This window comes from Streptomyces sp. NPDC102279 (genome assembly GCF_044766365.1).
In the GTDB taxonomy this organism is placed as follows: domain Bacteria; phylum Actinomycetota; class Actinomycetes; order Streptomycetales; family Streptomycetaceae; genus Streptomyces.
Genome location: NZ_JBIWLU010000026.1, coordinates 54,174 through 61,755 on the forward strand (window position 1 = coordinate 54,174; position 7,582 = coordinate 61,755).

Genomic DNA, 7,582 nt, shown 5'->3' on the forward strand with positions numbered 1-7,582 from the left:
GCTAGTTGATCTCGCTCAGCACCCCGAGGACCGCACGCTCGTCCGCCGCGGCCGTCAGCCGCCCCCGGAAGACGGGGTCCATCAGCTTGCGCGACAGCAGCGCCAGAATCCGCAGGTGCTCGTCACCCGCAGCGGCCTCCGGCACGGAGATCATGAACACCAGCCGAGCCCTGGTCCCGTCCGGCGCACCCCACTCGATGCCCTCGTCGGACCGCGCGAACCCGACGATCGGGGCGCTCACCGCGTCCGTCTTGGCGTGCGGGATCGCGATCTCGTCGCCGAGGCCCGTGGTGCCCTGCTCCTCACGGCGCAGCGCCGTGCGCACCAGCTCATCGACGTCCCGGACCTTGCCGGTGGCCGCGAGCAGTCCGGCCATCTCACGGATCGCGGACTCCTTGTCCTCGGCCGCGAGCCGGACCCGGACGGTCTCCCCGGTGAGATACCCGGAGAGGACTTCGGGCTCGTCGGCGACAGCGGTGGCCGTCGAACCCGAGCCGTCGGGGGCGGACACGGCGGCCGGGTCGCCGCCCTTCGACGAGCCGGCGCGCCCCGGTCCCGTACCGCCGCCGGCCCCTCCGACGGCCACCGCACCGGCGAGAGCCGGCTCGGGCGCCCGCGCCGAGGGGATCCGCACCGCGCCGCCGCGCCGCCGGCGCTCACTGATGTCGACCAGCGTGACGGTCGTCAGCGCGGTCAGCGCCGTACCGACGGCGACGGCCACGAAGAACATCGGTACGCCGCCCACGGCCCCCAGCACCGCCACGATCGGCCCACCGTGCGGCACCGCGTCGCTGACCCCGGCGAGTCCGGCGACCGCACCGGCCACGGCACCGCCGAGCATGTTCGCCGGAATGACCTGCGCGGGCCGCGCCGCGGCGAACGGGATGGCGCCCTCGGAGATGCCGAAGCAGCCCATGAACAGCGAGGCCAGTCCCGTCTCCCGCTCCTGCTCGGTGTAGAGGCGCTTGCGGATCAGGGTGGCCACGCCCTGGCCGAGCGGCATCACGGGAATGGCGGCGGCGCACATGCCCATGACGGTCTGGTTCCCGGTCGCGATGAGGCCGGAGCCGAAGAGGAAGGCCGTCTTGTTGACCGGCCCGCCCATGTCGAACGCGATCATCAGGCCCAGGATCGCGCCGAGCAGCACCGCGCTGGTCCCGGTCATCCCGCTGAGCCAGCTGGTCAGGTGCTCGAAGACCCACGAGATCGGCTTCCCGATGACGTAGATGAAGAAGAGGCCGAGTGCCGTCGTCGCGACGATGGGGATCACGATGATCGGCATGATCGGCCGGGCGAACTTCGGGACCTTGACCTTCTTGATCCACAGGACCAGATAACCGGCGAGGAAGCCGGTCACGATCGCCCCGATGAACCCGGCGCCCGACTTGGAGTCGTACAGCGTGCCGGTGTTGGCGATCCACCCGCCGATCATGCCGGGCACGAGTGCGGGCCGGTCGCCGATCGCGTAGGCGATGTAGCCGGACAGGATCGGCACCATCAGCGTGAAGCCGATGACACCGATGTTGTTGACGTCCATCCAGAAGGAGTCCTTCGGGATGACCAGGCCGCCGGAGGGATCGGTGTGCCCGCCGAGCGAGAGCGATATCGCGATCAGCAGCCCGCCGACCACGACGAACGGGATCATGTAGCTGACCCCGTTCATCAGCGCCTTGTACGGCAGGCTCCGCTCCTTGCCGCCGCCCGTCCCGGACGCCGGCGCGGGGCCGTCCGCAGTGTGCACGGGCGCCGACCGGACCTGCTCGATCAGCCGCTCGGGGTGGTGGATCCCCTCGGCCACCCCGACGGTGACCACCCGCTTGCCCGCGAACCTGCTGAGGTCCACATCCTTGTCGGCCGCGACGATGACCCCGTCAGCGGTTCTGACATCGTTGTCATCGAGGACGTTCTCGGCCCCGATGGAACCCTGTGTCTCCACCTTCATGTCGATCCCGAGGCGCTCCGCGGCCTGCGAGAGCTTCTCGGCCGCCATGTAGGTGTGGGCGATGCCGGTCGGGCACGCGGTCACCGCCAACAGCTTCAACCGCTGCCGTTCGTCACCGTCGTCGCCCGTGGGGGGAGGGCCGGCCGGACTGGTCACGTCGATCTCCTAACGTCTACGGCGTCCTGGACGCCTCGGTCACGCGGGCCTTCCGGACGCCCGCCGAACCACTGGCAGCACCCCTGCCCACGATCAAAGAGGCCGAACATCACCGAACCCCCAGGTCCGGCGCCCGCCCCCCGGCCGCTGTGGCCCTTGGCGGAGCACCGGCGGGACACCTCGGCCCCCACCCCTCGACACCGTCCCTTCCGGAGGCGGACTGGGGACGGGCGGGCTCACCGGTGTAGCTTGGGTGACTGAGCCAGACGTCGCTGCTGATGGCGGTCGGGCGGTCCCACCGCGGACCGGCCGAGGGAGAGAGGGCCTCCGACGGACTGCGCTGCGCGCACCGGGCACTCCTGTGTCCTGCCGAGGCACGTCCGTGCCCCTGTCGGGCATACGTATGTGTCCACCGCCGCGCAGAACAGCCCAACTCGCCCCGAATCCGAGGAGCAGCTCTTCATGACGACTGTCGACAGCCGACAGGACTTCAAGGTCGCCGATCTCTCACTGGCCGACTTCGGCCGCAAGGAGATCACCCTCGCCGAGCACGAGATGCCCGGCCTGATGTCGATCCGCAAGGAGTACGCCGCGGCGCAGCCCCTGGCCGGCGCCCGTGTCACCGGATCCCTGCACATGACGGTGCAGACCGCCGTCCTCATCGAGACCCTCGTCGCCCTCGGCGCCGAGGTCCGCTGGGCCTCCTGCAACATCTTCTCCACCCAGGACCACGCAGCCGCCGCCATCGCGGTCGGCCCGAACGGCACGCCGGACAACCCACAGGGTGTCCCGGTCTTCGCCTGGAAGGGCGAGACCCTGGAGGAGTACTGGTGGTGCACGGAGCAGGCGCTGACCTGGCCGAACACCCCCACCGGCGGCCCGAACATGATCCTGGACGACGGCGGTGACGCCACCCTCCTCGTCCACAACGGCGTGAAGTACGAGAAGGACGGCAAGGTCCCCTCGGCCGACACCGCCGAGAACGAAGAGCACCGCGTCGTCCTCGAACTCCTCAACCGCACCATCAGCGACGGTTCGCAGAAGTGGACCCAGCTCGCCTCGGAGATCCGCGGCGTGACCGAGGAGACCACCACCGGCGTCCACCGCCTGTACGAGATGCACCGTGACGGCAGCCTGCTGTTCCCGGCGATCAACGTGAACGACGCCGTCACCAAGTCGAAGTTCGACAACAAGTACGGCTGCCGCCACTCCCTGATCGACGGCATCAACCGCGCCACCGACACCCTCATCGGCGGCAAGACCGCCGTCATCTGCGGTTACGGCGACGTGGGCAAGGGCTGCGCGGAGTCCCTGCGCGGTCAGGGCGCCCGCGTGATCATCACCGAGATCGACCCGATCTGCGCCCTGCAGGCGGCGATGGACGGCTACCAGGTCGCGACCCTCGACGAGGTCGTCGACAAGGCGGACATCTTCGTCACCACGACGGGCAACAAGGACATCATCATGGCCGCGGACATGGCCAAGATGAAGCACCAGGCGATCGTCGGCAACATCGGCCACTTCGACAACGAGATCGACATGGCCGGCCTCGCCAAGATCCCCGGCATCGTCAAGGACGAGGTCAAGCCGCAGGTCCACACCTGGAAGTTCCCCGACGGCAAGGTCATCATCCTGCTGTCCGAGGGCCGCCTGCTGAACCTGGGCAACGCGACCGGACACCCGTCCTTCGTGATGTCCAACTCGTTCGCGGACCAGACCCTGGCCCAGATCGAGCTGTTCACCAAGCCCGAGGAGTACCCGACCGACGTCTACGTGCTGCCCAAGCACCTCGACGAGAAGGTCGCCCGTCTCCACCTCGACGCGCTCGGCGTGAAGCTCACGACGCTCCGCCCCGAGCAGGCCTCGTACATCGGTGTCGAGGTCGACGGCCCGTACAAGTCGGACCACTACCGCTACTGAGCACACCCGCCGAGCAGCGGTACCACCGCTCGGCGTCCGGATGTCAGCAGGCCCTCGCCCTCCCGGCGGGGGCCTGTCCCCGATGAGGACCTGAACGCCCATGCCCCGCGGCCGTTATTCGCTCCATGATCCGCACGATCACACCCCCCTCGGCGAAGAGCACTTCCACTGCGCGCCCGGCCCGTCCGGCTGGCGCTACGTCGCCCAACTCACCACCCCCTCCACGACGGGACCCGACGGCCTCCCCCGGGAAAACACCGTCACCGGCTCCGTCGACCTCGCCATCGACGAACTCGGCCGCCCCATCCGCCTCGAACTCCACTCCGCGAACTGGCAGGTGCGCGGCGCCGCCATCGACGGCGTGAGCTGGGTCCGCACCGATCCCGCCGGCACCGAGGCGACCGAAGGAAACGTGGCCGCCCACGCCTTCACCGGCACCTCGCCCGCGTTCCTCGTCGCCACCGCCCGTCTCCTGCGCCTCACCCCTTCCGCCGGCACCGCGGCAACCCGCGTACGCCTCGTCTCCTTCACCGGCCCGGTCCTCGCCCCGCGCACCCTCGACCAGTCCTGGGCCTTGATCGCAAGCGAAACACACAGCACTGACAACGGTCCCCTGACCGTGGACGAATACCAGGTCACGGCCCTGGACACGGGGGAGCAGCACGCCGTCCACATCGCCGGGGACGTGGTGCTCGCGGCCCCCGGCATCGAGCTGGAGGACCTCGAATCACCGCCGTCGGTGTTCGCCTGACGACATCGCAGGGCGACGCGGCGGTGACGATGCCCGATGTGGACGGGGAGACCCGCCCGTGAGGAAGCGGAGCCGTTCACCGGCGAGAACGGCTACCCGGGCGGCGCGAAGCCCGTCGCCGGCCGCTCGCTCTGCCCGGGCTCACGTCCGGGCTGCCCCAAGCCGTCCGAACGATCCTGACCGGCCCGGGCCGGATCGGCCTGTGGACCGGCAGGAGGCTGCGCTACGACGGGATACCCGTCGGGAGCCTGCCGTCCGGGACCTGCACCCCTTCCCGGCGGACGGGACTGGTCACCGGGCCCCGCCGGGAAGGACTGCTGTCCGCCGAGTCCGGCAGGCGGCGGATAGCCACCGGGAGCTACAGAAGGGGCGTAGCCGCCGTGCGCTCCCTGCGGGGGATGGCCGGCAGAAGCAGGGGGCGGGGCATAGCCGGTGTTCGTGGGCGGCGGGTTGTATCCGCCGTGCCCCATCGGCTGGGGGTGGCCGCCAGGACCCTGCGGGAAGGGATACGCGCCAGGAAAGGGCTGGGGCATTCCGACGGCGGGGCCGCCTCCGAACACCCGACGTGCCTCACGGGCCTGCCGCTCCTGCACCACGGCCGCCAGATACGCCCCCGCGGGCACACCCTGCGGCGGCGGCGTTCCCGTACGCGAGGCGAGATCCATCGCGAGCCGTTCCGCCATCGCCCCGCCCACCCGCGGATCCAATTGCCCCATCCGCGTCAGGTACTGGCGGACGGCCAGCCACAGCCCGTCCGGCACCGCGGACAGATCGAGCTCGGCGAAGCGTCCCGCGAGCCAGGGCGGCGGCGGAGGCACATGAGGCATACGCCCCACAGGAATCCGCTCACGCACCACGAGAGCGCCGGCGAACACGTCACCGAGCCGCCGGCCGCGCTCCGACACCAGAGAGGCGATGCACGCGACGATGCCGAACGTCATGAGGATCTCGACGACTCCCACGGCCCCGCGCACCAGCGCGTGCCGGAACCGGATCGGCCCGCCGTCGTCCCGCACCACCCGCAGCCCGCACGCCAGCTTCCCCAGCGACCGGCCATGGCTGAGCGTCTCCACCGCGATGGGTACGCCGACCAGGACGAGAAGGAAGCTCGCGATCGACAGGGCGACCCGCGCCGCGTCGTCCAACGCGGCGGTCGCGGCGACGAGCCCGATCGTCACGACGAGGTAGACCACCATCGCCGCGGCGAGGTCGAGCACGACGGCAAGCGCCCGGCTCGGCAGTTTCGCGGGGCGCAGCTCCAGCGCCACCGCCTCGCCCGTCACTAGCTCACTCACACGTGCCGCCCTTCCCCTGACCTGCCCCGAGAACCGCCAGTCTGCCAAGCTGAGCGCACATCGCGCCGCAGTAAGACAAGCTGACATCGACCAAGAGCCGCCGACGAGCAGCCGAGGAGCAGTCAAACCGATGGACCTCGACGTCTTCGTCTCCGCCCACCGAGCCGAGTGGGACAGACTCGACGCCCTCCTGCGCCGTCAGCGCCGCCTCGACGGATCAGAGGCCGACGAACTCGTCACCTTGTACCAGCGAACCGCCACCCATCTCTCGCTGATCCAGTCCAGTGCTCCCGACCCGCAGCTCACCGGCCGGCTCAGCCAACTCGTGGCACGCGCGCGGAGCGCCGTGACCGGTACGCGCCGAGCCTCCTGGCGCGACGTGACCGGCTTCCTGACCCGCGGTTTCCCGGCGGCGGTCTACAGTTCCCGCCACTGGTGGGTGCCCACCGCCCTTCTGTCCACGGCGATAGCGGCCCTCCTGGGCTGGTGGATCGCCGCGCACCCGGAGGTCCAGGCATCGATCGCCGCGCCCAGTCAGCTCCGCGACCTCACCCGCCCCGGTGGCGAGTACGAGACCTACTACTCCAGTCACCCGGCCGCGTCGTTCGCGGCCCAGGTCTGGACGAACAACGCCCAGGCCGCGGCCATGTGCCTGGTCCTCGGCATCTTCCTGGGCCTCCCGGTGCTCTGGATCCTCTTCCAGAACATGCTCAACGTGGGTGTCGGCATCGGCCTGATGTCATCGGCCGGCCGCCTCGACACCTTCCTGGGACTGATCCTTCCGCACGGCCTGCTGGAACTGACCGCCGTGTTCGTCGCCGCGGGCACCGGCCTGCGACTGGGATGGACGGTCATCGATCCGGGCCCGCGCTCCCGCCGCACGGCACTCGCGGAAGAAGGGCGCGCCGCCCTGGGAATGGCCGTCGGCCTGGCGCTGGTCCTCTTCATCTCGGGCGCCATCGAAGGCTTCGTCACGCCCTCCGGCCTCCCCACCTGGGCACGCATCGGTATCGGTATCGCGGCCGAACTGGCCTTCCTGCTGTACGTCTACGTGCTCGGCGGCCGTGCGGTCCGCTCGGGCGATACCGGTGACGTCGACGCCTCCGAGCGCAGCGCCACTCTCCCCACGGCCGCCTGATGTGCGTACGCCTCCGCTGAGCTGCTAGTCTCCTCTTCGCCCCAGGGGATCCGTTGACACGGGTTGCTCGGGGAGGTAGATTTGAACAGTTGCCTAGAACTGGACACGTCCGGCGGCAGCAGTTAGAGTCTGCGAGCTTCTCCAAGTAATCGATACGTCGATTCGAAGAAGCCCCCTCCTGATGATTCAGAAATGGTCGCCGGTAAGTCCGGCCCAAATCTTCTGATAAAGTCGGAGTCGCTGAAAAGGAAAGCGCGAAAGCGCAGAACTTGAAAGCGCCGAGGAAATCGGGCCCGAAAGGATCTGATAGAGTCGGACTCGCCGGAAAGGGAAACGCGAAAGCGAAAACCTGGAAAGCGCCGAGGAAATCGGATACGGAA

The 7,582-nt window shown here is 69.6% G+C and carries 5 protein-coding genes; 3 read left to right on the forward strand and 2 right to left on the reverse strand.

Going from position 1 to position 7,582, the window contains the following annotated elements; translation table 11 throughout:
• Position 1: 1 nt before the first annotated feature.
• Positions 2 to 2,098: a fructose-specific PTS transporter subunit EIIC gene (locus ACIRQH_RS40435; protein ID WP_404230503.1), complete on the reverse strand. Its 2,097-nt coding sequence runs from the start codon at positions 2,096 to 2,098 to the stop codon at positions 2 to 4.
• 462 nt (positions 2,099 to 2,560) lie between these two features.
• Here ACIRQH_RS40435 and ahcY point away from each other — a divergent pair, with 462 nt between their 5' ends.
• Both ahcY and ACIRQH_RS40445 read left to right on the forward strand, forming a co-directional pair.
• On the forward strand, positions 2,561 to 4,018 hold the full coding sequence (gene ahcY, locus ACIRQH_RS40440) for an adenosylhomocysteinase (RefSeq protein ID WP_358822667.1): 1,458 nt from the start codon (positions 2,561 to 2,563) through the stop codon (positions 4,016 to 4,018).
• A gap of 100 nt (positions 4,019 to 4,118) precedes the next feature.
• Positions 4,119 to 4,769, forward strand: coding sequence for a hypothetical protein (locus ACIRQH_RS40445; RefSeq protein WP_388930845.1), 651 nt, complete (start codon positions 4,119 to 4,121; stop codon positions 4,767 to 4,769).
• A 92-nt stretch (positions 4,770 to 4,861) separates the two neighbouring features.
• Here the strand turns inward: ACIRQH_RS40445 and ACIRQH_RS40450 are convergent, their stop codons facing one another.
• The gene (locus ACIRQH_RS40450) at positions 4,862 to 6,064 is read right to left on the reverse strand and encodes an RDD family protein (protein ID WP_404230507.1); all 1,203 of its coding nucleotides are present in this window, start codon (positions 6,062 to 6,064) and stop codon (positions 4,862 to 4,864) included.
• Between the two features lie 130 nt (positions 6,065 to 6,194).
• On the opposite strand from ACIRQH_RS40450, the gene ACIRQH_RS40455 reads away from it, so the two are divergent.
• Positions 6,195 to 7,202 (forward strand): stage II sporulation protein M, encoded by a 1,008-nt coding sequence (locus ACIRQH_RS40455; protein ID WP_404230509.1) that lies wholly within the window; start codon positions 6,195 to 6,197, stop codon positions 7,200 to 7,202.
• Positions 7,203 to 7,582 lie beyond the last annotated feature (380 nt).

Coding starts and splice junctions, on each gene's coding strand:
- ahcY (WP_358822667.1), top strand. CDS start 2,561: ATGACGACTGTCGACAGCCGACAGGACTTCAAGGTCGCCGATCTCTCA.
- ACIRQH_RS40445 (WP_388930845.1), top strand. CDS start 4,119: ATGCCCCGCGGCCGTTATTCGCTCCATGATCCGCACGATCACACCCCC.
- ACIRQH_RS40455 (WP_404230509.1), top strand. CDS start 6,195: ATGGACCTCGACGTCTTCGTCTCCGCCCACCGAGCCGAGTGGGACAGA.